This window comes from Lentiprolixibacter sp. (genome assembly GCF_982873095.1).
The window spans coordinates 2,116-3,171 of the sequence record NZ_CEYNTP010000288.1; the positions used below are offsets into that span (position 1 = coordinate 2,116).

Below are 1,056 nucleotides of genomic sequence, written 5' to 3' on the forward strand. Positions count from 1 at the left end.
CCTTCCCAGGCCTGCAGATTATCTCTTTCTTTATTTTATTGGCTTCTACATCTTGCTGTGCTGCCTTAAGATCGATTACCGCCTGGCCGTCCTGGGGGCTCTGGCCTTCGGTTTTTCTACCTATTTGATCATCATCCTTGGGGTAGGCCATAACGCCAAGGCCCATGCAATTGCCTATCTCCCCATGGTGCTGGGGGGAATAGTGCTCGCCTTCAGGGGCAAATACCTCTGGGGCTTTATCCTTACTGCCCTGGCCATGGCACTTGAGATCAGCGCCAACCATTATCAGATGACCTATTACTTTGGCTTGCTGGTTTTGATCCTCGGACTGGTTTACCTTATCGACGCCATTAGAAACAAAACGCTTAAACCCTTTTTTACAGCACTATCCGTACTTGTTGCGGCTGTGTTGATCAGTATCAGCATGAACACCACGGGTCTGCTGGCCACAAAGGAGTATGCGGACTGGAGTACGCGCGGTACTTCCGAGTTGACAGTCAATCCGGATGGCAGCCCTAAATCAGGGAATTCCGGGCTGAGCCGTGAGTATATCACCCAATACAGCTACGGGATTACCGAATCTCTGAACCTGATTGTTCCCAGGTTGTTTGGTGGGGCCTCTGCAGAGGACCTGGGGACAGATTCCAAGGCCTATCAGTATTTAACAGAACAAGGGCTTTCCCGCAGCAGGGCCCTGGATTTTGCAAGCAGTATCCCCCTCTACTGGGGAGACCAGCCAGGTGTGGCGGCCCCGGCCTATGTTGGGGTAGTAGTATTCTTTTTCTTTTTGCTGGGGCTTATCCTGGTGAAGGACCGCTCTAAATGGTGGCTGTTGGGAGGGGTTGTGTTATCCCTGCTACTGAGTTGGGGAAAAAACTTTGGGGCGCTTACCGATTTTATGATTTCTTACTTCCCCTTATATGACAAATTCAGGGCAGTAAGTTCCATACAGGTTATACTTGAACTCTGTGTGCCCATACTGGGTATTTTAGGACTCGCGAGGTTTACAAACAACAAGGTGGGCGTTGCCGAGAAAATGAGCGCACTTAAGATCTC

1 pseudogene is annotated in these 1,056 nt (G+C 50.3%); it reads left to right on the forward strand.

From position 1 onward, the window contains the following. Positions 1-1,056 (forward strand): annotated as a pseudogene (locus AC4E7D_RS13315) (hypothetical protein); the annotation flags it as partial.